The organism is bacterium, from assembly GCA_026708015.1.
Taxonomy (GTDB): Bacteria; Actinomycetota; Acidimicrobiia; order Acidimicrobiales; family Bin134; genus Poriferisocius.
This window is the reverse complement of sequence record JAPOVT010000065.1, coordinates 37,011-62,712: the sequence shown is the minus strand read 5'-3', so window position 1 is coordinate 62,712 and position 25,702 is coordinate 37,011. Positions and strand designations below refer to the sequence as shown.

The following is a 25,702-nucleotide window of genomic DNA, read 5'->3' as shown; positions in this document are numbered from 1 at the left end:
GCTGCTCAACCGGTGGAATGCCAAAACACGCTACCGGAGCAATGGGTTTCGCTTTGGGCAGCCCGAGCACCAGCACTTCGAAGAAAGCACTTCCAGGAGCCGGAACCCAGTCGGGTACGCTCGCGCCGTGAGCGCAGATACCTCGATGGCCGAGCTGGCCGACCGGGCCAAAGCCGCGGCTCGTGTTCTGGCCACCGCCGACACCGAGACCAAGAACCATGCGCTGCTGCTGGCCGCCGACCAATTGGAGCAAGCCCGCGACGATCTGCTGGAGGCCAATCGGGCCGATGTGGATGCCGCTACCGATTGGGGTATGAGCGCCACCCTGGTCGATCGGCTCACGCTGACCGACTCCCGGTTGGAGGGTATGGCCGGGGGTTTGCGCAAGGTGGCTGGGCTGGCCGACCCGGTGGGGGAGATCGTCAGCGGCTGGGTGGTGCCGACCGGCCTGCGGATCAGCCAGGTCCGGGTGCCGCTGGGCGTAGTGGCCATCGTGTACGAGAGCCGCCCCAACGTGACCAGCGATGCCGCCGGTTTGTGCCTCAAGTCGGGCAACGCCGCCTTCTTGCGGGGCTCGTCCAGCGCGTTGGGCTCCAACCTGGCCATAGCGGGGGTGATGCGGGACGCCTATGAGAAGGCCGGTCTGCCCAGCGATGCCCTGGTGCTGGTGTCCGACCCCAGCCATGAGGCAGCCGCCGAGTTCATGCAGCTCCGAGACACCATCGACTGTCTCATCCCCCGAGGCGGGCCCGGGCTTATCGCTTCCATACTCGAGAACGCCACCGTGCCCTATGTGATCGACGGCGACGGCAACTGCCATGTGTACGTCGACGCCTCGGCCGATCTGGACATGGCCCGGCGCATTGTGGTGAACGCCAAGACCCAGCGCCCGTCGGTGTGCAACGCGGCCGAGTCCCTGGTGGTACACCGGGCGGTGGCCGCCGAGTTGCTGCCCCCGCTGACCGACGACCTGGCCGGGGTTGAGCTGGTGGGCGACGAGGCCGCTCGGGCGATCTTGGGGCCGGATCGCATCGGCAAGGCCACCCAGGCCGACTACTTCACCGAGTTCCTAGATCTGAAATTGTCGGTGAAGGTGGTCGACGACCTCGATGAGGCCATTGCCCACGTGAACGACACCGGCAGCGGCCACAGCGAGGCCATCATCACGGCCGATCTGGAGGCTGCCGATCGGTTCTGCACCGAGGTGGACGCCGCTGCCGTGCTGGTCAATGCCTCCACCCGGTTTGTGGATGGCGAGGAGTTCGGTTTCGGCGCCGAGATCGGCATCAGCACCCAGAAGCTGCACGCTCGGGGCCCGATGGGCCTGCGCCAGCTCACCACCACCAAGTACGTGGTGCGGGGCGAGGGCCAAATTCGCGGCTAGCCGTTCACAGAGAAGCCGTGATTTCGGGGCCGGAACAGGCTGGGCGTAGCCTTCAACCATGAGCTTCTCCTTTGCCGACGTCGACTCGGTGCGCAAGGGCCTGAGCGGCGTGCAGTATCTGGCTGACGAGGGCATCGCCGGTGTGGTCTATCTGGCCGAGCGGCTACAGAAGCCGGTGCTGGTGGAGGGTCCGGCGGGCACCGGCAAGACCCAATTGGCCAAGAGCGTGGCCGAGGCCACCGGTGCCCGTCTCATCCGCCTCCAGTGCTACGAGGGCCTCGACGAGTCCAAGGCGCTGTACGAGTGGAACTACAAGAAGCAACTCCTTCGCATTCAAGCCGAGCGCCAGGGACAAGGCCCCGAGGGCGACGGCATGTGGCAGCAGATCGAGGACGATCTGTTCTCCGAGGAGTTCCTGCTCACCCGGCCGCTGCTCGAGGCCATCCGCGCCGCTGAGCCGGTGGTGCTGCTCATCGACGAGGTCGACCGGGTGGAGATCGAGACCGAGGCGCTGTTGCTGGAGATCCTGTCCGACTACCAGGTGTCCATCCCCGAGTTGGGCACGGTGGCCGCCAGCCAGATCCCACTGGTGTTCCTCACGTCCAACAACACCCGGGAGCTGTCGGAAGCCCTCAAGCGGCGGTGCCTGTTTCTGCACATCGACTATCCCGATCTCGACCGGGAGAAGGAGATCGTGCTGGCCAAGGTTCCCGGCGTGGGCGAGAGCCTGGCCGACCAAGTGGCCCGCATCGTGCGATCGGTTCGCCAGATCGAGTTGAAGAAGGCCCCGTCGGTGTCGGAGACCCTGGACTGGGCCCGCACCCTGGTGCTGCTGGGGGTGGAGCACATCGACGCCGACACTGCGGCCGAGACGGTGAACATCCTGCTCAAGTACCGCAGCGACATCGAAAAGGCGCTCAAGGAGTTCGCCTCCTCCGACGAGGAATTTGCCGCCCCGGTCGCAACGTCGTGACCCTCCTCGTCCAACGCAAGGTCACCCGCCCCTCGCGCCATCCCTCGACGCCCCTGCGCTGAGGCTGCCATGAAGGTCGAGCCCGCCACTTCGCCGCTGCTGGCGCTTCTGGCCGGGTTCATCTCCGAGCTGCGGGCCGCGGGGCTGCCGGTCAGTCTCACCGAGAACCTGGACGCCATGGAGGCCATCCAGCACATCCCCATCGAGGACCGGGATGCGTTCAAGTATGCGTTGGCCGCCACCCTGGTGAAGAACCACGCCCACTGGCGGGCATTCGAGACGGTGTTCGAGGTGTACTTCTCGCTCCGGGGAGCTGAGTACGACCTCATCGATGGCGAGTGGCCCGAAGGAATGGACCTGTCCGACTTCGTCGACGGCATGGACGGCCAGCAGCGCCGCCAAGGCGGGGGCGGCGGCGAGGCCATGTCGGCCGAGCAATTGGCCGAGATGCTGTTCCAAGCCCTGATGCGGGGCGACGACGCCCTAATGCGGGCCATCGCCCGTCAAGCGGTGCAGCGCTACGCTGGCATGGAGCCTGGTCGGCCGGTGGGCGGCACCTACTACCTGTATCGCACGCTGCGGAATCTCGATCTCGATGGCGTGCTGGAGCGTCTGATGGACCAGGCCCGCCAAGACGCCCCTGGCGATCTCACTCCGCTCGAGGAGCGGCTGGAGCGTGACGAGTTCGAGGCCCGAGTCGACCAACTCCGCAAGGAAGTGGAGGCCGAGATCCGCCGCCGTCTAGTGGCTGATCGGGGAGTGGAGGCTATGGCCAAAACGCTCCGCAAGCCCCTGCCCGAAGACGTGGACTTCATGCACGCCAGCCGGGAGGAGATGATGGCCCTGCGCCGGGCCATCTACCCGCTCACCCGCAAGCTGGCCGTGCGGCTGGCCCGCAAGCGGCGCCACGGCCGCAAGGGCCCTCTGGACTTCCGCAACACCATGCGTCACTCGCTCTCCTACGGGGGCGTGCCCGCCGAGCCCAAGTTCCGCTATCCCCGCCCGGCCAAGCCCGAGATCATGGTGGTGGCCGACGTGAGCGGGTCGGTGGCCGCCTTCGCCCGGTTCACCCTGCATCTGGTGTACGCCATCAGCAACCAGTTCTCCAAGGTGCGCTCATTCGTGTTCATCGACGGCCTCGACGAGGTGACAAGCTTCTTCGAGGGGGTGGACGACATCGGCGAAGCCGTCCACCGAGTGAACGCCGAGGCCGACGTGGTGTGGGTGGACGGCCACTCCGACTACGGCCATGCCTTCGAGGTGTTCTGGGAGCGCTACGGGAAAGACGTCGGCCCCAAGACCACGGTGATGATCCTGGGTGACGCCCGCAACAACTACCACGCCTCCCAGGCCTGGATCCTCAAGGAGATCGAGCACCGAGCCCGCAAAGTCTTCTGGCTCAACCCCGAGCCCGGCGCCTACTGGGACACCGGCGACTCCATCGTCTCCGAATACGGCGTCCACTGCGACGGCGTCTTCGAAGTCCGCAACCTCCGCCAACTCGAAGGATTCGTCGAGAACTTGGTGTAGGCCGAGGTAGGCGGCGGCTGTCCACGCAACCTCTCTCCATTCAATTGTCAAGGTGCTAGTGCGGTTTGACGGCTTTAGATTGCCGGTTTCCGGGACATCGGGGACCAGCCGCGGGGATTGCCGCTTGCCCAGTTGGTGATCTTCATCTCAAGAGCACTGGGTTTCGCTGAGGTGGTCGGTCGATAGCCGTACCGGTTTCGGGGAACGGCTCAGGCGGTGGCCTCAGGTCATATCGCCCGGTGATGGGGCACTGGGCCACTTCCCACCCGTCATCGTGAATGTTGTGGTGGCAGCGGGCGCAGACCAGCACCAAGTTGTCGAGGTTAGTCGGCCCGCCCCAGGACCAGGGTTGGATGTGGTGCGCTTGGCACCAGGCGGGGTTGGCATCGCAACCGATGCAGCCCTTGTCTCGCAGTGCCAATGCGGCCCGCTGGGCCTCAGTGGCTATCCGCCGCTTTCGGCCCAGCCAGAGTTCCTGGGTCTTGGCTCGGAACACGGCGGGCAGAATGTCGGCATCACAGGCCAACCGACGCAGCTCGCCCACCGGAATTGGAGTGCCATCGCACAGCCGGGCATTGACCAGCTCGCGATGAACGGCGTCGTAGTCGGCGATCACCAGCAATGCGGTGCGCGACGGCTGGCCTGACTTCGGTTCGAGAATCAACTCAGCCAGCGCGTCAGCCATCCGCTGCTGTGGCGTGCGGCGACTCTTCGGGTCTTCCTTGCGCCACAGTTCTCGCTCCTTGTCGGAGATGGCCAAGGCGATCCGATTGCCGGTGATGGGGTCGAATTCGCCAGACACCACGAACATGCCGTCTTCCCGGCTCTCGAACATCTGCCCTGTGCGCTTCTCGCCTTGACAGTCCAGAATCGATTGGCCGTCATCGGTTGAGAGATCCCGCTGCTGCTGGCGGAGGGTGCGGGCAAACTGGTCGTAGGGCTGGTGTCTAGCCGCTTCAGTCAAGGCGGTCTCATCAATCGGCCCCTCTGCTGAAGCTCGGGCGATCAGCCAGGCGTGCTTTTGGGGGATTTCCCCAGCTTCGAGAGCCCTCCAAGTCTCGGCCAGCCCCGACAATCTGGTTGCAGTTTCCACATCCCGCTTGGCTTCCCGCTTGGAAGCCTGAAGCTCCTCCCGGACTGCCAATTCGGCTGCGCCCACGCCATGCTGATCGCGCTCCGCGTTGATTAGCCGGATCTTCCATCCGGCCAGTCGCGCTTCAGCCCGCCGCACCGATGCCAAAGCAGCCCGTCGCATGTCGCTCGACATGTCTGCCGGGTCGAGAGCCGGCACCTCAGCGGTGACCTCAAAATCCCTGGCCACAGCCCCATAAGCCATGACGGGCACTATACCGACGACCAGTGACAGCTTGTCCTTGACCGACTGCACCATCCCCCAAGATGTTGCAGAGGAGCAGTGGTCGAATCAGGTGCCGCGCCGCCTTCAGTTTCGATCCGCTGTGGCGCAGCTGGCGGTAGGTGTCTAGCCTCCGACACCGTGAATGGCCGAGGCCCATCTCAACCTGCTTACAAGATTAAGGCATTTCTAGACGAGCACCGCAGTGCCGACGTGGTGGTCTGCACGGGGTCCGCCTCCGTCAAGGGACTGGCATGGTTGGCCAGGCAAGTCGGCAGTGGCCAACGGGTCACAATCGTCATTGGTGATATGACTGAGCAATCATTCGCAGTCGCGACAGAAGACGATCGAAGGGTCGCCGCTGCGTTCCTGCGCCGAGGCGACGTAAAGGTACATAACTGGTATCGCCAGAAGCCGGTCAAGAAGATTGCTCACGGGAAGGCAGTGGTTGCTCTTCAGGGTGGCAGGAATGAAGCGGTGGCTGCCTTGGTCGGCTCGGCAAACCTCACGGACAAAGGCCTATCCGACAACCTAGAGCTAATGGTGCGCTGTGACCCTGGCGACTTGCATGAAATCGACGCGTATATCGCCGAGGCCACAAGCCATCCACCGGCCAACGACAGGCTCATCGGGTTCATGACCAAGGACACGCCTGTGAGATTCGCAACGAAGAACAAGCCCCAGGCCGCGACTAGCAAAGGCGGCTGCCTACCAGCGTTGGCGTTTATCCCAGCTCACTTTGCCGCAAGCCTCTGGGCGCGGATCAAGCTGCTGGCTTTCGTCGAACAGGGGCAATCAACGGGTGGATTGCCCGGACACGCTGATTGATCCAGGTGGCAGCCATGGCGATTTCTGCGGCTACTTCGGTAGGCGACCCGCGGAGATTGATGGCCAGGGTGTGGAGGAGCTTCCCGGCGTGGCGGACGGTGACGGTCCGTTCGGGACGGCCCCCGTCTGTTACGCAGTAGATCAGCACTCCCTCTGGCAGATCCAAAGCGGTTGTGTACGCCAATAGCTGGTAGTAGTCGCTGGTCCGGGCCCGGGCATCGTCGGTGAGCTTGTACTTGATGTCGGCCACATAGACCTCTTGGCCCTGACTGCGGAACACCAAGTCGGGTCGGATCGGCACTTGGTTGCGAGTTGCCAAATGGGAGTTCAATGGGCTCACTACTTCGAGACGGCCCTGCAACGCCCGTCGCAGCCGCTGGGTGATGAAGTCTTCGAAGAGTTGGTTCATGTCCACCAGGAACGACGAAGCGGCGTTGTGCCCGAGCCGGTCGGCCAGAGTCAGATTCGCGAGCAGCAGTCGGGCGAGGCGCAGCGCAGGCTGATAGTGAACGTTCAAACGGGTGAACGCAATTCGGTCGAGTTCGTCAGGTTGAACGTGGACGTCGGCCACATCCTCCAGTGACACGACCTCCCGGAGCAACCTTTGACGATCCTCTGGAGCCACACCGGGAACCCTCAGTGCCAATCGGGTTGCGGCCTTCAGATAGCGGTTCTCGGCGATGTCGGAGGTGTGCTCGTCGAATCGGCACGCCACCGGCACCCGGATTCCTGCTTGGCGGAACTGCCCGGCCATGTCGATACGCCCCCGCAGCGACACCAGCCGCTCCTCGGTATGGCGGTACGAGCGAAGGAGTCCTCGGGCCAGGGTGGTCTCCAAGGTGCGTGCATAGAAGGCAATCACCGAAGGCAATAGGTTGGCGCTTATCGCGTAGTCGAAGGCCTCCTGCCGCCAAGCATTTGGGTCCAAGCCCACTTCCAGCAGCAGAAACAGGTTCTCAGGGCGGATCTTCGGGCGGATCAGCACCCGGAGATCATCGACCACCAGGGTGCCTACCATGTTCTGGGCGGTGATTGAGTAGTAACCGTGGTGAGCCTCCGGCTCTACGGTGATCGCGCCCTTTCCCACGGAGGCAAGGCGACGTGATTGGGATTCAGAGATCCGATGCGATTTCCGCTCGTACTCGTAGAGCGTGATCGTGTTGATCACTCCGCCTCGCCGTGTTGGTTTTCTTGCGATTCGTCGTCCTCGTCGGACGGCTCGGTGGTTGCGGGCTGTTCTTGGACCGCCTCCAGTTCGTCTTGACCCGAATAGCTGCGGTACCGCCGATAGACATTGTCAAACCTGAACCGCTCGATCTCCGCAGGATCGCCGAAGAACTGGTCTTCGATGAACGGTTCGATGTTGTACTCCCAAATTCGCCGCACAGCCTCGGTGTCTAAGCCGTCCTTCATGAAGTGACTTGGCCCGACAAGCAAGTCGTCCCCACCTAATACATCTTTGAGTTCGTCGTTGACTTGTGCCACAAACTCGCCCACCCACGCAGGTTCATCGTTCGCCTCGAGCCAGCGATCCAACAGCCCCGCTATTGGCTTGCGGTTCGGGAAAAACGGGATGAAGTGGAACCGGCGGCGCAGGGCGGCATCCACAAGGGCAATCGAGCGGTCTGCCGTGTTCATGGTGCCGATGAACCAGAGGTTGCCCGGCAACGCGAACTCTTCCTCGGGCCGGTACAGGGTTTGGATGCTCTCGTCCCGGTACTCCAGCAAGAACAGCAACTCGCCCAGCACCTTGGGAAGATTGGCCCGGTTGATCTCATCGATGATCATCACATGCTGACGAGCAGGGGATTCCTCGGCCCGTTCAGCCATAAGCGCAAGGGGGCCCGGGGTGAGTCGATAAGTCATGTCGCCTTCTTCGGCTTCGGGCCGGTATCCCTCAAAGAAGTCTTCGTAGGAACTAGACGGGTGAAACTGCACCAACGCCCGACGGCTCGGGTCAGCGGTGAGGGCTTCGGCCAACTTGCGAGCCAAGTAGGTCTTCCCCGTCCCCGGCGGCCCATAGAAGATCACCTGCCCCTTGTCCTCCAGCAGGGCCACCGCATCGTCCAAGAACTCCCGTTGAATCAACAGCTCCGCAGCCAGATCCTCCATCAGGTCGGTTTCGCCCTCTGAGTCAGACTCCCCAGTCCCTGGTACTCCGTTCTCTGGCTCTTCAGGTCGACGGAGCACCCACCAGAAAAAATCCGACTGAGCCAATGTGTCCCCGGGAAAGAACGGCTCGGTTAGCTCGTTGAGAATCCGTGCGGACTCATATTGCCTCTCGGCCCGGGAACCGCTTGGCTCTTCGATGTTGAGACGATTGAGAACTGCCTGCTTGCCGTTATCGTCCCAATACTTGTAGATACTCCCGTAACGTTCTGGGTGGGAGATCCACAGAAACTTCATGACCAGGGATTCGCCCAATCCTGTAAACCGCATTTCGTCATCTTCAAGAACTCGGCGAATACGCTCTACATCGGGATCTGTCCCCCAGCACAAGTAGCGAACGATCTCTAGAAATCTGCGGATTTCAGACTCGTCCGCATCCTTGAGTGCTGTATTCAAGGTACCCATCGCCCCTGCGCCGCCAGCCTCCTTCGTAGTCCAAATGCGGCGGATTTCTGGCCAGTCGTCTATCGAAATCCTTTCAGGAGCCAGCAGCTCGGCGAAGCGCTCGCGCTGCGCTACTGCGTCTTTGTGCCATTGGTTCGGGTAATCGGTTTCAGCTAACCACTTCTCCACTAGCGGCTTGAGGAAATGATCGTCAGGAACCTCCCGCGGGCCGGGCGGCGAGTCAGTGGCGAGGGTCAACATCTCATCGAACAACGGCCTCAGCTGCCTAGCCGTCTCAACAACCGTGGCCGCCAAGTCGAGGTCTGCAAAGTTCTCCCGGTCCAACCACCGTCCGTAGACAATTTCCCCGCCGTGTGCGCCTAACAGGCCAACATCGTCGCCGATGGGGGTGTTGGCATTTCCGAGCACGCGACAGCCCGGATAATCGGCCCGGTCGAGGACCTCGGCGATTTTCTTCCTCCAGCCCTTGGTTCTGACCCCGGGCCGCAAGCCCACCGCTGCGCCCTGAGGAACTGTCCAAACCCGCAGATTGAGGTCATTCGCATGTGAACTTTGGACTCGCCAGTCCACCCAGACGTCAGATCTTGGATTGCCCTGCTTGAGGTGTACCGAGGGTTTGCCAACGGTGACTGCACGTCCGAGTGCCTCTTCGACATCATTGGCAAGCCGTTTGCCCCAAAAGCTGGCGACGCTCACCAAGGCGCGGGCGTTGCGCCCCAAGTCCTCTTCTGTCGCCAACTCGGCCTCCAAACCGAACGAAGCGCGATCAGCCAGCACCTCGTCAAGAAATACAGGCCCTTGGCTCTGCCACCAAGAGGCAGTCTTCTCGAACTCGACGGGATCATCAGTGAGCTCCCTTATGCATTTCAGGAAGAACCCGTACTTTTCTGCTTGGTCTTCGGGCAGGCTTTCCCCGGTGGAGTATTCAATGTAGGAGGTGCCGCTCGTCCAAATCACCGGCCAGCGCTGATGATTGGCGAGTCCCCAGAAATACGAGCACAGAAATGGGACATGCCCAGGTGCCGGGTGGCTGCCGACCTTGATCTCTTCCACGTAGGCGACCAGGGTGGCGATTTTGCTGACAGCATCCCGTTCGGAGCCCGGTTCGCTGAGCGATTCGGCCAGTAACATGGCTAACCGTTCGGGATCGTCAGAATGTTTAGCCAACTGGTTCAACATCATTTGGCCGCTGTGCCCGTTGAAAGCAAGCGTGCCGGGCTTCACCGCCCACTTGCGAATTTCCCCGATGAAGGCATCCAAGCCGCCCGATCGCCGAAGGCCCACCAGCAACTCCAAAGCCTCCGCGGCGCTGGCATCAAACCCTGCGTAGTTGCTGTCAATCTGGCTGAGCCCTACCTCATCCGCCAAGAATCGCCTTCGATGCGCTTCATACCAGCGCTTGCGGAGTTGCCGTTCCCTGTCTGAAACTTCTATTTCTGCCATCGCTGACAATCTATCCCCTGCCTGTGACAGCTTGCCCCCGACGGCAGAATGCCTACTCGGTGGCTTTGGGGTGGCCGGGGTGGACGGCGGTCACCCAGATGGTTTTCTTGTCGTCGTCGATGCAGTACCAGATGCGGGCACCGGCGGTGACCTCGTATTGCCACTGGGGCATCTCGATGCCATTGACTACTGCCGTGGCCAAGTCGTCCTTTAGCGACTTTTGGCGCCTATCCCAACGACGAGGATCGGCGGTGATGAGCTCCCATGCCGCTCGGACATTGTTGGGGACAGAGGCGCTGACCTGTTCCCAGGACTTGGCTGCTGCATTGTTGTCGAAGCGGCAGTCCCATCCGCCCTTGCGCGGCGGTGGGGCGACTCGGTCCCGGCGTCGGGGCATCAGTCAGCGGCAGGGGGAGGAAGGACGGGTCCGCCGTGGGTGATGGTGAAGGGACCGGAGAGCAGGGCGGTGAGTTCGGGGTCGCTGAGTATTTCGGCCGTATTCTGCCAAGAGTCGATGGTGAGATCGACTAGTTCAAAGCTCTCGACGCTGGCCGAGGCCAGAATGGTCCGCGTCAGATCCTCGGCGAATTCGCGACGGCCATCGGCAGAGAGGAATTCGACCCATGGGAAGGCGTCCTCAATGGCATCTTCCATTGCTCCGGGAGAATCCGCAGAAATTTTGCAGAGAAGGCGGGCCAGACATTCGATGGTCTTAGCCCGGCTTGTGTCGCGGGCGGCGAGGCTGAGGTAAAGATCGGGGGCATTGCGCCGGCGCAGCACCACGTCGTGCTGGGAAAGGTCGGCCGTCACCTCTTTCGGCTGTCGGAGGAATTCGGAGAAGGTGCGCTCGATAACCTGCATCGAGTCAGAATATCTGAACTAATTCAGATATCAAGCCAGTATCGGCAACCTAGCTCTCGTGATGGGCCCCAGGTAGGAGGTGGGGCTCAGCTGCGGGTGGCGGTCACCACGTTCTCTAGGACTTCGCTGTCGCCGGTGCGGACGTACCATTCCCAGGCGGTGCCGTCGGGGCCGGCTATCCAAGTCTCGGTCTTCTCGGCAAAGCAGCACTGGGTGTCGTCCACTCCCGAAGTGGCTAGGCCCGATTCGCTGATTCGGCGTTCAGCGTCGAGCACCTCTTCGGTGGTCTCCACCTCCACCCCAAGATGGTTGATCGTGCCGCCAGCGCCGTTGCAGCACCCTTCTTCGTCGGCCGCCCCGCTGCCGGCCTCGAACAGCACCAGCTTGAGCGGCGGTTCATCGATGGCGAAGTTGGCGTACCCCGGTCGCCGTCGGGCGGGCTCCACCCCGAAGAGGCGGGAGTAGAAGTCCACCGCCTCTTCCAGATCGGACACGTTCAACGCCAGCTGCAACCTCATTGGGCCTCCTCTTGAACCATCTTCTCATAGCCGACAACACGAGTCGCCTGCGTCATGCTCTACAACCCGGCGGGAGAGCGAACTATTTCACTGCCACCGGCAAGTGCTTGAGGCTGTTGAAATGGGTGGTGCGAAGCCTCGACTCAGGACCGGTCCGCTCCATGCGTCCTAGGTAGGGGACCAGGGCCGAGAAGTAGGCCCGGGCCTCGGTCTTGGCCAGGTTGGCGCCCAAGCAGTAGTGGGGACCCCCGGAGCCGAGCGACAGGTGGTGGCTGGCGTCTCTGCGGATGTCGAAGACGTCGGGGTTGTCGAACACCTCGGGATCGCGATTAGCCGAGGTCATCCAGAGGTCAACGATCTGCCCGGACTCGAAGCTGACCCCGCTTTCGTGCTCCGTCGGAGCGGTCACCCGTCGCTGGTGGTGCATGACCGGGGTCACCACCCGCAGCATCTCGTCGATGGCCCCGTCCAGCAGCGACTCATCGGCGGCCAGCGCCGTGGCCTGGTCGGGGTGGTCCAACAGCAGCATCAGCCCGCTGCTCAGCAGGTTGCGGGTGGTCTCAGTGCTGCCGGTGACCAAGAGCTGCCACCATCCGCCCAACTCCTCATCGGTGAGCCGCCGTCCTTCGTATTCGGCGTGGACGAGGCTGCTGAACACGTCGTCGCCGGGCTCGCCCTTCCGGCGGGCGATGTGGGCTTGGCCGTATTTGGCGAAGTTGGCCATGGCCGCCCGGGCGTCGTCCATCGTTGGGCACATCTCGGGGTCGAAAGCCCCGATGGCGGTGTTGGTCCAGGCCAAGATGTCGTTCCGGTCGGACACCGGGATGCCCAGCATCTCACCCGTCACCTGGAGGGGCAGCTGGGCGGCTAGCAACTCGGCGGCGTCGCCCCCACCCTCGGCTATGAACTTGTCGACTAGCTCACCCGCGATGCGGTGGGCGCTTTCCTCCAGTCGACGGATGGCGCGGGGAGTGAATCCCCGATTCACCAACAGACGCAGCGCGGTGTGGTCCGGAGGGTCGAACTCCAGCAAGGTGATGGCCCCTTGGCCGCGGTGCTCGCCCTCGCCCCCTGAAACAGCCAGCTGGGAGGAGGAGAATTGCCGCCAGTCCCGGTTGAACTCCCGCACGTATTGGTAGCTGGTGACCACATAGCGCCCTCCGCCCCGCCGGTGGGGGAGCCAGTGCACCGGTTCCTCTTCCCGGAGTTGGGCCAACAACCCCAGCGGCAGCCCCGCGACAAACGTATCGGGATCGTCCAGCGACGCCGCGTCAATCATGGGCGCAGAACTCTAGGCGGTTGCCAAACGGGTCGTAAACGTAGACACGCTCAGTCCCATCGGCTGTGTCGTTGACCACTTCATATTCCTGAGATCGGGCGGCGTCGGCCAATTCACCCAGATCGGTGGCCTGGAAAGCCACATGCGCCTTTCGGGCCGGTCGGAAGTCTGGGTCGGCTCCCAGGTGCAACTGCCCGCACGTCCCCTCCGGCAGTTCGAACCAGCATCCGCCCCGCTTGGCCAGCTCGGGCGGCTTGGCGACTTCAACCAACCCCAGCAGCCCGCCATAGAACGCCCGAGCCTTGTCTTCTCCGCCAACCGGGATGGCGACCTGCACATGAAGGATTGACCTGATCAGCGGTTTTGTGACTTCGTTCACAGCTCAGTCTTCGAGGGGGATGTTGTGGTGAGCGATGTATTCGGCGAACTGGTCGCGGATGGCGGACTCGTCGAGTCCGAGAGCAATAGGGTCGTAGACGTGCTTGCCGAACTTGTCCTTGGGCTTATCGGCCAGATAGGCGGGGATGGCGGTGGCCAGCTCGTCGGAGAACTCCAGGCCCAATCGGTCGTACACGGCCTGTAACGCGGTCACCGGCTCGCTCACCAGATCCCGGAACAAGAGATCGGCAATCTGGTTGTCGGGAACCTCTCCCGAGGCCCGCTGGCGCATAACCATGTCCATCATCATCTGGTAGATGAACAGCATCACCGGGCCATTCTCACTCGGGGCTACCGAATCAGTTCGCATCCAGTGGAGGGTGGTGGTGAGGTTGGCCACCGAGCCCAAGAACCTGACCGGGTCGCGATGGGTCAGGATCACCCGGGCATCGGGGTAGGCGGCAAAAAGGTCGGTAAGCGTTCCCATGTGGGCTGGCGACTTCAACAGGAACTGGGCCGGCGCTCCGTCGACGTGCTGCAAAGTCTGTAGGAAGTTCTTGTGCCATCGGTACACCGCGCCGAAATCAAGAGGGGCACCCCGTTCGGCAAGATCGCCGATGGCGTGCATCATCGGCCAGTGCCAGCTGCGGAACTCGGGCTGGCAGAAGTGGATGCACTCCACTGGCAGGTCGCTGCGCAGCTCGTGCATCGTCATGAACTCGGGCTGGATGTCGGCCCAGAACTCCTGTTCCGGCTCACTGCACAGCAGCGGGTCGGCCCCCGTCTCCGGCAGCGTTCCCAGTGGGAAGTGGGCCTCGTATCCCCGCACGCCTCGCAAGTTGGGGTCCAGCGCCAAAAGCTCCAGCAGGATGGTGGTCCCAGTGCGGGGCGGTCCGGAGACGAAAACCGGCGCGGCGACATCGGCCGCGAGGGCATCGGGGTTGGCCTTCCAATAGTCCACCATCCGCAGCCGGTTCTGCAGGTTTCGAACAATCTCTCCCCGGGCACTGAGCCGCCCCACCACATTCAGCTGGGCGTCTTCATTTAGTGCATCGCACAACGCCCGGTAGCCGGCCTCCCAGCCCGGTTCGTCGCCGAAGTCCGACAGGCCTACCGATTCGACTGCTATCGCCAGCATCTCGTCGGCGTCCAGGTTCACCAGCCGGGCCGGATCTCCTACCGCCGTCCCAAACAAGTTCATGCGCCGTACCCAGTCAGGTCGCGGCAAGTGTTCGTAGTGCCCCATCTTTGCTTCCTCGCTTGGTTCTGCTGTCAAGCGTGTCGTTCTTGGGCTGTTGCGCCCAAACCGAGTTCTTGAATCGACTGCTCCCGCATCAGGTACTTCTGGATCTTGCCGGTGATGGTCATGGGGAACTCGTCAGTGAACTTGATGTAGCGGGGGATTTTGTAGTGGGCGATCTGCCCTTGGCAGAACGCCTTGATGTCGTCGGCGTCCAGTGCAGCCCCATCCCGCAGTTGCACCCAGGCCATGATCTCCTCGCCGTATCGGGCATCGGGCACCCCGATCACCTGCACCTCTACTACGTCGGGATGGCGGTAGAGGTACTCCTCGATTTCGCGGGGATAGACGTTCTCGCCGCCCCGGATGATCATGTCTTTGATGCGCCCGACGATGTTGATGTAGCCGTCGTCGTCCATGGTGGCGAGGTCGCCGGTATGCATCCAGCCTTCGTCGTCGATGGCCTCGGCGGTGCGGGCTTCATCGTCCCAGTAGCCCAGCATCACCGAGTAGCCCCGGGTCATGAGCTCTCCGGCTTGGCCCCGGGGAACAGTGTCGCCGGACTCAGGATCGGCAATGCGGACTTCCACGTGGGGATGGGTCCGGCCCACGGTGGCAACTCGCTTGTCGAGCGAGTCGTCGGCGGAGGTCTGGGTGGAGACAGGGGAGGTCTCGGTCATGCCGTAGGCGATGGTCACCTGGTTCATATTCATCCGGTCCACCACCTGCTTCATCACCTCCACCGGGCATGGCGAGCCAGCCATAATCCCGGTGCGCAGCGATGACAGGTCGTAGTTGTCGAGGTCGGGCTCGCCCAGTTCGGCGATGAACATGGTCGGCACCCCGTACAAGCTGGTGCAACGCTCCTGCTCGCAGGCCCGCAAGGCGGCCGCGGCGTCGAATCCCGCGGAGGGGACCACCATGGCCGCCCCGTGGGTGGTGCAGGCCAAATTGCCCAGCACCATGCCGAAGCAGTGGTAGAACGGCACCGGAATGCACACCCGGTCGGCGGGGGTGTAGCCGCAGGCCTCACCCACGAAAAAGCCGTTGTTCAATATGTTGCGGTGGCTGAGCGTGGCCCCCTTGGGAAACCCGGTGGTCCCGCTGGTGTACTGGATATTGATCGGATCATCCGGTCGCAGTCCCGCGGCTCGCTTCACCAGCCGATCAGAAGAAACCGCGGCCCCACCGGCCAGAAGCTCATCCCAATCCGAAGTCTGGAGGTACACCGCCTGCCGGGCCGGCACCCGGTCCCACACCTCCTCGACCATGCCCCGGTAGTCGCTGTGGGAGAACGACTCCGCAGCCACCAGCACGCTGATGCCAGACTGGTTGAGCACGTATTCCAGCTCGGCCGTCCGGTAAGCCGGGTTGATGGTGACCAAGATCGCGCCTATTTGGGCCGTGGCGTATTGCACCAATACCCACTCCGCACAGTTTGGACTCCAGATCCCTACCCGGTCGCCCACTTGCACGTCCAGCGCTAACAGCCCAGGGGCCACCTCGTCGACCGCGTCTGCAAACTCCCGGTAGGTGTAGCGAAGCCCTTGTTCGACAGACACCAGCGCGTCCCGATCGCCATGGGCGGCCACTGTCCGGGCCAGATTCTCCGAAATGGTCTCGTCGAGCAGGGGGATGTCAGTGGGCCCTGACGCCGATGACAGCACTGCCCCTTCCACGTCGGAACGCCGCCTTAGTCGTGGCTGGTAACGCCGCCGTCGACGATGAGGATGGTGCCGGTCACGAATCCGGCCTCGTCGGACATGAGGAAGCGGACGGCCTTTGCGATGTCAGCGGGGGTGCCCACCCGGCCGAGCGGGGCCTTTTCCACACAGGCGGCCTTGCTTGGGGGGTCGTCCATCATCACGGCGGTCATCGGCGTCTCGATGTAGCCGGGGCCCGCGGCGTTCACCCGGATGCCGTCGGGGCCGAGGTAGTTGGCCAGCGACTTTGTCAGTCCCACCACGCCATGCTTGGAGGCGGTGTACGACGGAATTGTCGGGCTGCCCACCACCGACATGATGGACCCGATTCCCACGATGGCCGATCCTTCATGGCTGCGGAGGTCGGCCAGTAGGGCTTGGGCCACAAATACCTCGGCCCGCAGGTTCACCCCGATCACCGAGTCCCAGATCTCCTCGGTGAGGTGGTCGATGTCCATGGAGGTCACGATCCCCGCGGCGTGGACCAACCCGCCGATGGTGCCCAACTCCCCTCGGGCGGAGACCACTGCCTCATCAATCGCGGTTCGGTCGGTCACGTCTAGCCCGACCGAGTGGGTCACCACTCCGCAGTCGGCGGCAATCGAGGCCGCTGTCTCGGCCGCGCCGTCGCCGTTGAGGTCCCACAGCGACACCGGTCGCCCCACCTCGGCCAAGGCGCGAGCGCAAGCCCGTCCAATCCCCGACGCTCCTCCCGTGACCACCACACCGGTGGTCGGTGACATCTCCAATGCAGACATGGCGGCCACCCTATGCGGTGGCAGGCGAGAGGATGACTTCGATCGACAGGCTGAGAGCGCCTAGTCGTGCAGGCCGCACTCGGTCTTGTCGGTGCCGGCCCAGCGGCCGGAGCGGGGGTCGTCGCCGGGGGCCACGGGCTTGGTACAGGGCATGCAGCCGATGGAGGGGTAGCCCCGCTCCAACAGGGGGTTGAACGGTACCCGGTGCTCGGCCATGTAGTCGGCCACCTGCTCGTCGGTCCAGGTGGCGATGGGGTTCAGTTTCACCAGACCCCTCAGGTCGCGCACCACGATGGGGGCCGATGCCCGAGTTACTGCCTCAACCCGGCGAAGACCGCTCATCCAGGCCGCCTTGCCGGCCAGCGCTCGGTCGAGCTGGCCCGCTTTGACCGCTGAGCAGCAGTTCTCCGGATCCATGTTCCACAGTTCGGGGTCGTGGCGGGCCACCGTCATCAGCCGCAGGTTCAGGCCGTAGTGGCGTCGCACCCGCTCCACCGTCTCCAGCGTCTCGGGGAAGTGGAACCCGGTGTCGATGAACACCACCTCGATGGCTGGGTCCACCTTCACGGCCAAATCAATCAGCACCGCGTCGGTCATCGACGCGGCCAGGGCCAGGTGGGGTGAGAAGTTGTCCACTCCCCACTGGATGACCTTCTCCGCGGGCAGCCCCTCGAACTCCTCGTTGAGAGCGGCCAGTTCTTCGTCGGTGAACGACGGTACGGTCAGGTTGCGCATTCGGAATTGCCGATCGGGATGACGGTTGCCGCGGGCCTCAGGTTGCGCATTCAGAATCGCCGATCACCGCTTCGTAGGGACCGGTCTCGTCGTAGTCGACGTAGAACTCGGGTCCATCGTCGGGCAAGGGGAACTCGTCCAAGTCGGTCAGCGTCTTGCCGACCTCCCTCGATCCGCCCTTGCGCTCCAGCCAGTGGCGGAACTCTTCGCCGGCCTCCCGTTCGGCGGTGAACTGGCGCACCACCCGCACCACCGCTTCTGGGGCATTGCGGGCCGGCAGACGCAGGGCCTTGGTACCAAAGTGGATCTGGGAGTCGCCCACATAGCCGCCGAGAAGCATCTGGTAGCCCGGTGCCGACCGCCCGTGCGCTCGGCGCTCGGCACCGAAGAAGCCGATGTCGGAGGCGTGGTGCTGGCCGCACGAATTGGTGCAGCCCGAGATGTTTATTCGCAAACCGCCCACCTCGGCGAGGCCTTCCTCGTCCAAGCGGTTGCCGATGGCGTCGGCCAAACCCCGGGACTGGGTCACGGCCAGGTTGCAGGTGTCGGCGCCGGGGCAGGCCACAACATCGCTCAACAGCTCCGCGCCGGGCTCGGCCATGCCGATAGACGACAAGGCCTCGAACAGCCGGGGAAGCTGGTGCTCGGCCAAGTCGCGGAAGACGATGTTCTGGCGGTTGGTGATCCGGCACTCCGCGCCCAGTTCCCGCTGGATGTCGGCCAGAGAGTCGAATTGGTCGGCGGTGATGTCGCCCAGACGGGCCCAGGCATAGGCCGAGACCGTGCCCTTGGCCGCGCCCCGCACCACGTTGGCCTGCTCCCACCGTTCGTACGGCGCCCGGCCGCCAATGGAGACCGCCACCCCTTGACCCACCGGTGTGACCTCGATTTCAGCGTGGCGCCCAGCAGGAGCGTCGCCGTGGATCTTCACCAAATCGGGGATGCCGCCGGGCCAACTGGAGGAGGCCAGCAAGAACTTGCGTTCCCGGAAAATGCGGCGCTGGAGCTCCTCGAAGCCCAACTTCTCCACCAGCCACTTCATTCGTGCCCGGAGCTTGTTGTCCCGATAGCCGTCGTGGTCGAACACCCGCAGGCAGGCCTCGATGGTGGGAAGCAGGTCCTCGCGGGAGGTGAAGTCTTCCAGGGCCAGCGCCGGATGGGGGTTGGCCCCCAGGCCGCCGGCCACGAACACCCGGAACCCAGCCTCCACGCCACCGTCCACCTCGCGGGTGGCGGCGATTACGCCCACGTCGTTGAACATGGCCTGACCGCAGTCGGTGGCGCACCCCGAGAAGTTGATCTTGAACTTGCGGGGCAGGCGCTGGGCGTAGGGATGGCGCAAGAAGTGCAGTGCGGTAGCCCTGGCCCAGGCGGTGATGTCGAGCACCTCATGGGGGCAGGCGCCGGCCAGATGGCAGCCCTGCACGTTGCGGACGGTGTCGCCGCAGGCCTCCCGGGTGGTGAGCCCCACCGAGGCCAGGGTTCGCATCACGTCGGGAACGTCGTCGATCTGCACATAGTGGAATTGGATGTTCTGGCGAGTGGTGATGTGGCCCCAGCCTCGGGAATAGGTCCGGGCGATGTGGGCCAAAGCCTCGAAGTGTTCGGGGTGGGCGATGCCAGCGGGGATCTTGACCCGCACCATCTGGTTGGTCCCGCCCTGGCGCTGTCCATAGATGCCGTTGTTCAGGCGGAACACCCGCATCACGTCCTCTGGTATCTCACCGGCCTTGTAGCGAGCCAGCATCCGCTCGAACTTGTCGATGTCGGCTTGCTGAGCGGGGTCGATTACCGCGGTGTTGTCGATTTGGACCGTGACCATCGGACCTTCTTCGGGGTGTTGGGGATCGGGGTTCAGGCAACCACTAAATCGGACTACTTTGATCCGATTAGTTGTTTATCAGGATAGCGACCTGAAATCAAATTCCGAGTGTTTTGGTCCGAATAATCCGAAAACAGGATTGTCGCAGCGTCAGACGCTGAGCCGCTCGGCGACCCGGAAGGCCAATTCCAGGCTCTGGGTGCCGTTGAGGCGGGGATCGCACATGGTCTCGTAGCGGCGCTCCAAATCGTCGTCGCTGATGGCCTCGGCGCCGCCCACGCATTCGGTGACATCGTCGCCGGTGATCTCCACGTGGATGCCTCCGGGCCAGGTGTCGGCCTCGGCGTGAGCCGTGAAATAGCGGTCGATCTCGGCCATCACGTCGTCGAAGTGGCGGGTCTTTCGCCCGCCGGCGGTGGTGTAGGTGTTGCCGTGCATGGGGTCGCACTCCCAAACAACCGGATGGCTGGCATCGCGCACGGCGGCTAGCAGAGGCGGCAGCGCATCGGACACCTTGTCGGCGCCCATGCGACTGATGAGGGTGAGCCGGCCGGGAATTCGGTCGGGATTGAGGATCTGGCAAAGCTCGAGTACATCTGCGGGGGTGGTGGTTGGTCCCAGCTTGCAGCCCAACGGGTTCTTGATGCCCCGCATAAACTCCACGTGGGCCCCGTCGAGCTGGCGGGTGCGCTCGCCGATCCACAACATGTGGGCCGAGCAGTCGTACCACTGGCCGGTAATGGAGTCTTGGCGGGTGAGGGCCTGTTCGTAGTCGAGCACCAGCGCCTCGTGGCTAGTGAAGAAGTCCACCTGGTGCAATTCAGGGGCGTCGGTGGAGATTCCACAGGCGGCCATGAATCGCAAAGCGGCTTCAATGCCGTCGGCCACCCGCTCATAGCGTCGTCCCTCTGGGCTGGCGGCGATGAACTCCTGATTCCACACGTGGACTTGGCGGAGATCGGCGTAACCCCCCTTGGTGAATGCCCGTAGCAGGTTGAGTGTGGACGCCGACTGGTGGTAGGCCCGCACTAGGCGTTCAGGATCGGCGACGCGCGAGTGTTCGGAAAAGCTGATGTCGTTGACCATGTGGCCCCGGAAGGAGGGGAGTTCCACATCGTCGACCACCTCGGTGGACGATGACCGGGGTTTGGCGAATTGGCCGGCAATCCGGCCAATCTTCACCGTGGGCACCCCGGCCGAGAAAGCCAGCACCACCGCCATTTGGAGGATGACCTTGAGCTTGTCTCGGATGCTGTCGGCGGTCACACCGTCGAAGGACTCGGCGCAGTCTCCGGCCTGGAGAACGAATGCCCGGCCCGCGGCGGCCTCCGCGAGCTGATCTTGGAGCTGGCGGGCTTCACCGGCGAAAACCAGCGGAGGCAGTTCGCCCAGCGTCTTGAGTACCTGATCCAGCGTGGCCTGGTCGGGCCATTGCGGTTGCTGGGCTGCCGGCCGGTCATGCCAAGACGCGGGATTCCAGGCAACCGGAGGCGTGCTGGCCGCTTCGACTGGGGCCGAACTCATGGCAAAATGGTCGCCTGTCGTCGACTATGAGGCAAAACCAATTACTGGCGGGAGGCTACGCGGCGTCGATATCCAGCAGTTCGGCCCGAGCCCGGACCGAGTCCAGCGATCGGCCGATGATGCGTCGGATGGCCTCTGAGGTCAGCCCCAGCGCTTCGCCGATCTCCCGGTAGCTGTGCTTTTCCCCGTCAATGAGCCCGTAGCGCATTTCCACTGCGAACCGGGCCCTTTCGTCCAGATCGCTGAGCAGCCCAGCTAGCGTGGCCGACTGGTCGGCGGCCATGGTCAGATCTTCTGGTCCGGGGCTGGCATCGGGCTGGAGATCTACCAGTTCGCTGTTGTTGTCGTCTCCCACCGTGGTATTCAACGATGTGAGCGAGGTGAGCCGGTGCAGCAGGGCGTGCTCGGAGTCCAACTCTTCGCCGCCCCCGGTGGCTTGGCGCACCGCAGCCCTCAGACTGGCGGCCCGCTCGCCGGGAAGCCGGATCAGGTTGGCCTTTTGGTCCAGCGCCCGACCGATGGACTGGCGGATCCAGAAGGTGGCGTAGGTGGAGAACTTGAATCCCTTGCGCCAGTCGAACTTCTCCACCGCTCGGTCCAAACCCAAATTGCCCTCCTGCACCAAATCCAGCAGTTCCATGCCGGTGGGCAGGGGGTATTTCTTGGCCACGCTGACCACCAGGCGAAGGTTGGCTCGAATGAAGCGCTCCTTGGCTTTGGCAGCTTCTCGTACTTGGGTATGCAGCCGGGGGCTGCGTTCTCCGGCGTCCAACCGGGCTTGGGCCTCGCGGCCTCGCTCGATTGTCTGAGCAAGTCGTACTTCGTCTTCTTTGGTGAGGAGCGGCACCAAGCCGATTGCGTTGAGATACTGGCCTGTTGAATCGTCCATTTGTCCCTGTCTTGTTGTCTTCGTGATCTGCAACCAATCCGCGCTCTGATTTGTTCCCGGTTGCCTTTCACTTTGACTCGCGAAATTACCGTTGGGTTGCGTTGAATCCCGCACGATTTTCTTGGATGGCGGCGGTGTCACGGGTGGCAAGGATGCCGGCACTTTGTTTCGTACACTGCCGACAGTGAGTCGCATCGGCATTTTCGGGGGCACGTTCGACCCAATCCACGTCGGCCATCTCGCAGTGGCTGGCTGGGTGCGGGCGGAGTTGGACCTCGACCGGGTGGAGTTGGTGGTGGCCAACGAACCCTGGCAGAAGCTGGATCGGCCACAGCTCAGCCCCGCACAGGATCGACTGGCCATGGTGCAAGCGGCCGTGGATGGGATCGAAGGGGTGGTGGCCTCATCGGTGGAGATAGATCGCGGCGGCCTGACCTACACCGTGGACACTTTGGAGGCATTCCGGGCCGACAACCCCGAGAGTTCGCTCTTCCTCATCACGGGCAGCGATGCCGCTGGCGGACTGGATACCTGGCGCCGATTGGAGGAGATCGCCGCGATGGCTGAAGTGGTCGTGGTGGACCGGCCCGGTGCGATGGGAGATCGCCCGCCTGTGGCCCACATGGTGGTGGACTGCCCGCTGGTTGACCTGTCCAGTACCCAGGTGCGGGAGTGGGCTGACGCTGGCCAGCCGCTTGACGGCTTGGTCCCTCCCGCTGCGCTGGCCTACTGCCGCCAAAAGAGGCTGTATGGGTGATTCCACACCAGGCGCCGGTGGCGCAGCGCCGAGGAAGGGATCGCCACGCTGGTGGCGCTGGGGCTGGCCGCTGCTGGTGTTGGGTCTAGCCGCCGCGGTGCCGCTGCTGGTGTGGCTGGGGTGGTCGGCCATTTCCGGCAGCAGCGACGGTACGGAGGTGAGCACCCCGGCCAATCCCGACGCCCCCGGGTACGAGGCATTTGTAGACCCGACGCCCACGCTGCTGTTGATCCACGCCAACGGCGACCGTCTCCACGGGGTCACACTGCTGGCGCTGACTGACCCCGGAGTCGAGGGGGCGGTTCTGTTCATTCCCTCTGAGACGTTGACCTCTGGAGGGTCGATTAGCGAACGCTGGGTCGAGTCGGCCAGCGCGGGAGTAGCCGACTCAATTGCCGAGTTGTTGGATGTCCGCCCCGGCGAGACGCAGGTGGTGGACGATGGCAGCTGGGCGGCGTTGGTGTCGGCGGTGGAGCCTATTGCCTTCATCAGTGCTGTTCCGCTCGTTGGCCCTGACGGGGAGACCCGGTTCGGGGCCGGACTGGTGAACTTGGCCGCGGCCGATGTCGGGCCTTATTTGGCAGGGCGCAGTCCGGGCGAGTCGCCGTTCGAAGCCTTGTCTCGTCACCTGTCGTTCTGGGGGGGTTGGCTGAGGCAGGTGGGGGACTCGACCGCGCCCAACGTTATTCCTGGCGAGACTGACCGAGGGATGGGCCGATTCGGGCGGGCCCTCGCTGCGGGGGAGGTGTTCATGAGCACGATCATTGGGGGGGTCGATGACAGTGGAGTAGTGGTAGTAGATCCGGAGAGGGTTGGCCGGCAGGTGAGGGAAGTCATCCCGTTTCCCATCTCGGCTTCGAGCGGGAGCTTGCCCAGAGTTCGGTTGCTCAATGGCGTTGGAGACCTTGAGCTCACCAAAACTGCGGCCCGAGAGCTCAGCCGGGCCGGTGCGCAGATCACGCGGATCGGAAATGCCGCGGAGTTCGGATGGGAAACCACCAAAGTCGCCTATCACGATGTTGGCTTCGCCGCCCACGCCGAGGCTTACCGAGACGCCTTGGGCACCGGATCGGCCATCGCCGAAGAGCTGCCCAATGCCTCCGCTGACATCACGGTGACCTTCGGCGCAGATTTCTCCCATCTGATGACCGGAGATGGTTAGAGTGAGAGCGTGATGCCCGCATGAGCGCCATACCCGTCTCACGACCATTGCGGATGATGACGTGATCGCCACATGAGCGTCAGCACCGCTGACGCAACGGTCGTGTGGGATTGGGTAAAGGCCGCAGCGGACGCGGCAGAAGATGGCCCCGGGTTTGACACCGTCATCATCGATGTGGGCGACGTGCTGGTCATCACCGATCACTTTGTGATCACCAGTGGGCCGAATACTCGGGCGGTTAGGGCACTGACCGAGCGGATCGAAGAAGCAGTGGATCTCTGTGGCGGTCCCAAGCCCATCTGCATCGAGGGCCTCACTGACCACGAGTGGGTGCTGATGGACTACGGCGACTTCGTAGTTCACATCTTCTCTTCGTCAGCCCGGGACTACTACGCCCTCGATCTCCTCTGGAAAGACTGCCCCACCCTGGCCGCAAACCCGTTGCCGACCTAGACACAGGCCGGTACAGTGGCCACGGGTCCCCGATCCGGCGGTGGTCAGAGCATTTCGTTCCGTCGCTGGCCGGGGACCCGCGGCGCACCGCTACCGTGGCCCCGATGGAAGGCGCCCCGTGGTAGAGCCGGTTGAGCGCCGCTCCTGGCTGGCGCTGGGGGCGGCCACTGCGGCGGCGTTCATGGTGGTGGTGGACGTTTCCATCGTCAACGTGGCCTTCCCGTCGATCCAGAGATCACTGGATGCCTCCAACGCCGCGCTGTCATGGATCGTGAGCGGTTACTCCATCACGGTGGGGTCGTTCCTGCTGCTGTCGGGGCGGCTGGCCGACCGCCAGGGCCGGCGCAAGATGTTCAATCTCGGTTTGGTGATCTTCGCCGTCGGCTCGCTGCTCAGCGGAGTGGCCCCCCGAGTGGAGATTCTGATCGCCGCCCGAGTGGTGCAGGCCATGGGCGGATCGCTGATCATGCCGTCGTCGTTGGCCATGGTGTTGCCGGAATTCCCCGTGTCCCGCCGCTCCGCGGCTATCGGGATGTGGGGGGCGATGGGCGCGCTGGGGGCGGCGTTCGGCCCATCCATCGGCGCGCTGTTGATAGAGGGCCTGGGCTGGCGGTGGATCTTCTACGTCAATTTGCCCATCGCCGCACTGGTGTTCGCGGCCACCACCCGCTTGGTGCGGGAGTCGCGCGACGAGGAAGCCGAGGGCCGCCTCGACGTGGTGGGGGTGCCGATTGGCACCCTGGCCTTGGCGCTGGTCATGGTGGCCATCGTCCAGGGCGAGGGCTGGGGCTATGGCGACTACCGCATCATCGTCTTCGCGTTGCTGGGAGTTGTCTTGCTGCCGTTCGTGATCTGGCGGTCGCGGTCGCACCCCAATCCGCTCCTCGACCTCAGCCTGTTCAGCTACCGGTCATTCTGGGCGGCCACCGCCTCGTTCGGGCTGTACGCGCTAGGGTTCGTGCCGGGCTTCTTGATGAGCTCGCTGCTGCTCCAAGACCTGTGGGGGCTCACCGTGCTGGAGGCCGGTCTCGGGCTCACACCGGGGCCGATTATGGCATCGGTGCTGTCCATTCCCATCGGACGGATGGCCGACCGCTGGGGTCATCGCTGGCTGTTGGCGGCGGGAGTTGTGCTGTGCGGGCTTTCGTACCTGTGGCTGCTGCTGCTGGCGGGGGAGTCGTCGGCCTATTTCACCGTGTTCCTGCCCGCCAACATTGCCTTGGGCATCGGGGTGGGCCTGTCCATCGCCACCTTTGTCAGCGCTGCCATGAGCGACATCCCACCAACGCAATTCGCCATCGCCAATGCCACCACCCGCACTGTTCAGCAGGTGTGCTTCGCCCTGGGTATTGCCGTGGTGGTTGCGCTGTTCAACTCGGCGCCCAGCGATGAGCTGCTGGCTGGATTCCAGAGGGCCTGGGTCTGGGTCATCGCCACATTTGCGGCCTCAGCGGCGGTGATCGTGGTCGCCTTCCCCTCCGGTACCGCCCTCGTGCGGCGTGGACTGCGAGGCGGCCAATTAGGTGTGAGACCCTAA

General features: G+C 63.7%; 23 protein-coding genes. 8 read left to right on the top strand and 15 right to left on the bottom strand.

The features are described 5' to 3' along the window. Positions 1-145: 145 nt before the first annotated feature. The 3 genes from OXG30_16780 (at position 146) to OXG30_16770 (ending at position 3,887) form a co-directional block, all read left to right on the top strand. The gene (locus OXG30_16780) at positions 146-1,384 is read left to right on the top strand and encodes a glutamate-5-semialdehyde dehydrogenase (GenBank protein MCY4136548.1); all 1,239 of its coding nucleotides are present in this window, start codon (positions 146-148) and stop codon (positions 1,382-1,384) included. A gap of 58 nt (positions 1,385-1,442) precedes the next feature. Beyond that, on the top strand, positions 1,443-2,357 hold the full coding sequence (locus OXG30_16775; GenBank protein MCY4136547.1) for a MoxR family ATPase: 915 nt from the start codon (positions 1,443-1,445) through the stop codon (positions 2,355-2,357). Positions 2,358-2,426: 69 nt separating this feature from the next. Next, complete coding sequence (locus tag OXG30_16770; protein MCY4136546.1) at positions 2,427-3,887, top strand: VWA domain-containing protein; 1,461 nt, start codon at positions 2,427-2,429, stop codon at positions 3,885-3,887. A gap of 142 nt (positions 3,888-4,029) precedes the next feature. On the opposite strand, the gene OXG30_16765 is transcribed toward OXG30_16770, so the two are convergent. Then, complete coding sequence (locus OXG30_16765) at positions 4,030-5,277, bottom strand: DUF222 domain-containing protein (GenBank protein MCY4136545.1); 1,248 nt, start codon at positions 5,275-5,277, stop codon at positions 4,030-4,032. A 180-nt stretch (positions 5,278-5,457) separates the two neighbouring features. Here OXG30_16765 and OXG30_16760 point away from each other — a divergent pair, with 180 nt between their 5' ends. Continuing rightward, entirely contained in the window at positions 5,458-6,069 is a 612-nt protein-coding gene (locus OXG30_16760; GenBank protein ID MCY4136544.1) for a phospholipase D family protein, read from the top strand. Here the strand turns inward: OXG30_16760 and OXG30_16755 are convergent. From OXG30_16755 to OXG30_16690, 14 genes are all read right to left on the bottom strand, one after another. Beyond that, the gene (locus tag OXG30_16755; protein ID MCY4136543.1) at positions 6,005-7,156 is read right to left on the bottom strand and encodes a hypothetical protein; all 1,152 of its coding nucleotides are present in this window, start codon (positions 7,154-7,156) and stop codon (positions 6,005-6,007) included. The genes OXG30_16760 and OXG30_16755 overlap by 65 nt on opposite strands. 77 nt (positions 7,157-7,233) lie before the next feature. After that, positions 7,234-10,086, bottom strand: a complete 2,853-nt coding sequence (locus OXG30_16750) for an AAA family ATPase (protein ID MCY4136542.1) — start codon at positions 10,084-10,086, stop codon at positions 7,234-7,236. Positions 10,087-10,138: 52 nt separating this feature from the next. After that, on the bottom strand, positions 10,139-10,483 hold the full coding sequence (locus OXG30_16745) for a hypothetical protein (GenBank protein MCY4136541.1): 345 nt from the start codon (positions 10,481-10,483) through the stop codon (positions 10,139-10,141). Further along, a complete protein-coding gene (locus tag OXG30_16740) occupies positions 10,483-10,947 on the bottom strand; it encodes a hypothetical protein (GenBank protein ID MCY4136540.1) in 465 nt (154 codons plus the stop codon). Before OXG30_16740 ends, OXG30_16745 begins: the two co-directional genes overlap by 1 nt. 86 nt (positions 10,948-11,033) lie before the next feature. Further along, positions 11,034-11,465, bottom strand: a complete 432-nt coding sequence (locus OXG30_16735) for a VOC family protein (GenBank protein ID MCY4136539.1) — start codon at positions 11,463-11,465, stop codon at positions 11,034-11,036. Between the two features lie 82 nt (positions 11,466-11,547). After that, complete coding sequence (locus OXG30_16730; protein ID MCY4136538.1) at positions 11,548-12,744, bottom strand: cytochrome P450; 1,197 nt, start codon at positions 12,742-12,744, stop codon at positions 11,548-11,550. Further along, positions 12,737-13,123 carry a VOC family protein gene (locus tag OXG30_16725; protein MCY4136537.1) on the bottom strand — a complete coding sequence of 129 codons (387 nt, stop codon included), beginning with the start codon at positions 13,121-13,123 and terminating at the stop codon, positions 12,737-12,739. Before OXG30_16725 ends, OXG30_16730 begins: the two co-directional genes overlap by 8 nt. A gap of 3 nt (positions 13,124-13,126) precedes the next feature. Then, positions 13,127-14,323, bottom strand: coding sequence for a sulfotransferase (locus OXG30_16720; protein ID MCY4136536.1), 1,197 nt, complete (start codon positions 14,321-14,323; stop codon positions 13,127-13,129). 71 nt (positions 14,324-14,394) lie between these two features. Next, positions 14,395-16,041: an AMP-binding protein gene (locus OXG30_16715; GenBank protein MCY4136535.1), complete on the bottom strand. Its 1,647-nt coding sequence runs from the start codon at positions 16,039-16,041 to the stop codon at positions 14,395-14,397. Positions 16,042-16,055: 14 nt separating this feature from the next. Beyond that, on the bottom strand, positions 16,056-16,823 hold the full coding sequence (locus OXG30_16710; GenBank protein ID MCY4136534.1) for an SDR family NAD(P)-dependent oxidoreductase: 768 nt from the start codon (positions 16,821-16,823) through the stop codon (positions 16,056-16,058). Positions 16,824-16,883: 60 nt separating this feature from the next. Continuing rightward, positions 16,884-17,558, bottom strand: a complete 675-nt coding sequence (locus OXG30_16705) for a phosphoadenylyl-sulfate reductase (protein ID MCY4136533.1) — start codon at positions 17,556-17,558, stop codon at positions 16,884-16,886. A 37-nt stretch (positions 17,559-17,595) separates the two neighbouring features. Further along, positions 17,596-19,380, bottom strand: a complete 1,785-nt coding sequence (locus OXG30_16700; protein MCY4136532.1) for a nitrite/sulfite reductase — start codon at positions 19,378-19,380, stop codon at positions 17,596-17,598. Positions 19,381-19,530: 150 nt separating this feature from the next. Continuing rightward, entirely contained in the window at positions 19,531-20,904 is a 1,374-nt protein-coding gene (locus OXG30_16695) for a 3-deoxy-7-phosphoheptulonate synthase class II (GenBank protein ID MCY4136531.1), read from the bottom strand. 55 nt (positions 20,905-20,959) lie between these two features. Further along, on the bottom strand, positions 20,960-21,793 hold the full coding sequence (locus OXG30_16690; protein MCY4136530.1) for a sigma-70 family RNA polymerase sigma factor: 834 nt from the start codon (positions 21,791-21,793) through the stop codon (positions 20,960-20,962). Positions 21,794-21,977: 184 nt separating this feature from the next. Between OXG30_16690 and nadD the strand changes: the two genes are divergently transcribed. The 4 genes from nadD (at position 21,978) to OXG30_16670 (ending at position 25,702) form a co-directional block, all read left to right on the top strand. Continuing rightward, a complete protein-coding gene (nadD, locus tag OXG30_16685) occupies positions 21,978-22,550 on the top strand; it encodes a nicotinate-nucleotide adenylyltransferase (protein ID MCY4136529.1) in 573 nt (190 codons plus the stop codon). Next, complete coding sequence (locus OXG30_16680; GenBank protein ID MCY4136528.1) at positions 22,543-23,712, top strand: LytR C-terminal domain-containing protein; 1,170 nt, start codon at positions 22,543-22,545, stop codon at positions 23,710-23,712. Before nadD ends, OXG30_16680 begins: the two co-directional genes overlap by 8 nt. Positions 23,713-23,784: 72 nt before the next feature. After that, a complete protein-coding gene (gene rsfS / locus OXG30_16675; protein MCY4136527.1) occupies positions 23,785-24,165 on the top strand; it encodes a ribosome silencing factor in 381 nt (126 codons plus the stop codon). A 118-nt stretch (positions 24,166-24,283) separates the two neighbouring features. After that, complete coding sequence (locus OXG30_16670; protein ID MCY4136526.1) at positions 24,284-25,702, top strand: MFS transporter; 1,419 nt, start codon at positions 24,284-24,286, stop codon at positions 25,700-25,702.

Coding starts and splice junctions, on each gene's coding strand:
- OXG30_16735 (MCY4136539.1), bottom strand. CDS start 11,465: ATGAGGTTGCAGCTGGCGTTGAACGTGTCCGATCTGGAAGAGGCGGTG.
- OXG30_16720 (MCY4136536.1), bottom strand. CDS start 14,323: ATGAACTTGTTTGGGACGGCGGTAGGAGATCCGGCCCGGCTGGTGAAC.
- OXG30_16780 (MCY4136548.1), top strand. CDS start 146: ATGGCCGAGCTGGCCGACCGGGCCAAAGCCGCGGCTCGTGTTCTGGCC.
- OXG30_16775 (MCY4136547.1), top strand. CDS start 1,443: ATGAGCTTCTCCTTTGCCGACGTCGACTCGGTGCGCAAGGGCCTGAGC.
- rsfS (MCY4136527.1), top strand. CDS start 23,785: ATGAGCGTCAGCACCGCTGACGCAACGGTCGTGTGGGATTGGGTAAAG.
- OXG30_16690 (MCY4136530.1), bottom strand. CDS start 21,793: ATGGACGATTCAACAGGCCAGTATCTCAACGCAATCGGCTTGGTGCCG.
- OXG30_16730 (MCY4136538.1), bottom strand. CDS start 12,744: ATGATTGACGCGGCGTCGCTGGACGATCCCGATACGTTTGTCGCGGGG.
- OXG30_16695 (MCY4136531.1), bottom strand. CDS start 20,904: ATGAGTTCGGCCCCAGTCGAAGCGGCCAGCACGCCTCCGGTTGCCTGG.
- OXG30_16700 (MCY4136532.1), bottom strand. CDS start 19,380: ATGGTCACGGTCCAAATCGACAACACCGCGGTAATCGACCCCGCTCAG.
- OXG30_16705 (MCY4136533.1), bottom strand. CDS start 17,558: ATGCGCAACCTGACCGTACCGTCGTTCACCGACGAAGAACTGGCCGCT.
- OXG30_16740 (MCY4136540.1), bottom strand. CDS start 10,947: ATGCAGGTTATCGAGCGCACCTTCTCCGAATTCCTCCGACAGCCGAAA.
- OXG30_16770 (MCY4136546.1), top strand. CDS start 2,427: ATGAAGGTCGAGCCCGCCACTTCGCCGCTGCTGGCGCTTCTGGCCGGG.
- OXG30_16680 (MCY4136528.1), top strand. CDS start 22,543: ATGGGTGATTCCACACCAGGCGCCGGTGGCGCAGCGCCGAGGAAGGGA.
- OXG30_16745 (MCY4136541.1), bottom strand. CDS start 10,483: ATGCCCCGACGCCGGGACCGAGTCGCCCCACCGCCGCGCAAGGGCGGA.
- OXG30_16710 (MCY4136534.1), bottom strand. CDS start 16,823: ATGTCTGCATTGGAGATGTCACCGACCACCGGTGTGGTGGTCACGGGA.
- OXG30_16765 (MCY4136545.1), bottom strand. CDS start 5,277: ATGGTGCAGTCGGTCAAGGACAAGCTGTCACTGGTCGTCGGTATAGTG.
- OXG30_16750 (MCY4136542.1), bottom strand. CDS start 10,086: ATGGCAGAAATAGAAGTTTCAGACAGGGAACGGCAACTCCGCAAGCGC.